At 53.2% G+C, this 772-nt stretch carries 1 protein-coding gene; it reads right to left on the reverse strand.

Annotated features, from left to right (window positions below):
- A partial coding sequence (locus HP459_RS23200; protein WP_171936956.1) for a tape measure protein occupies positions 1–562 on the reverse strand: 562 nt, incomplete at its 3' end.
- Positions 563–772 lie beyond the last annotated feature (210 nt).

Here is a 772-nt window from a genome sequence, read left to right on the forward strand (position 1 = left end):
GTTCCGGCATTTGCTCAAGGATGGAGTTGAACTCCTCCGTCCGAACCGTACCGGAGGAAATTGACTGGCCGAACTGACGAAGAGCATTCGCCATTTCTTCTGCCGAGGATCCGCCAATGCGACCTATTTTCTGAAGTGTTTCGGTGAGTTGGATGATCTGGCCGTTCGTCGCACCGGTATCGCGCAATGCAGTGCTGAGGGTTTCCCACAGCTTTGCTGTATCCTGTAGCGAACCACCCGTTGCCGAACTGATACGCATCAGATTCTGCATAGTTTGCGAGGCTGTCGCTGCGCTGCCAGTTAGCCTCTCTATACGCGCGTTGAGCTGGCTCATGTTGTCAGCAGCAACGAGAAACGCCTTACCCCAGTCAACTACGAGTGATGCGGCAATTGCCCCGGCGACGCGGTTGATGTTCGTCTGCAATTCATCCATCTTTTTGGCTGCATTGGTCGCCGAGTTGCCGATGGAGTCGAGCGACTTATTGGCCTTTCCCTGCGCCTTGAGCAAGCCAGATACATCGGCCTCGATGTCGTAATAAATCTCGCCTGCTTTCTCAGACATCAGTTTTCTCCGGGCATAAAAAAACCCACCGCGTGGTGGGTTAGTTATTCGTGTCGTTTATTGGCATCGTTCGGTGTAGGCTGGCGGAGTCGGTGTATCACTCGTGCTCAGGAAATGATCTCCAAGCGCATAATCAACGCCTTTCGAGAAGATCCCCTTCGATTTCATGCTCAGCTCAACGAAGAACGGATGAAACCCCGCATAGGCTCC

The organism is Enterobacter sp. CM29, from assembly GCF_013179605.1.
Taxonomy (GTDB): Bacteria; Pseudomonadota; Gammaproteobacteria; order Enterobacterales; family Enterobacteriaceae; genus Enterobacter; species Enterobacter intestinihominis.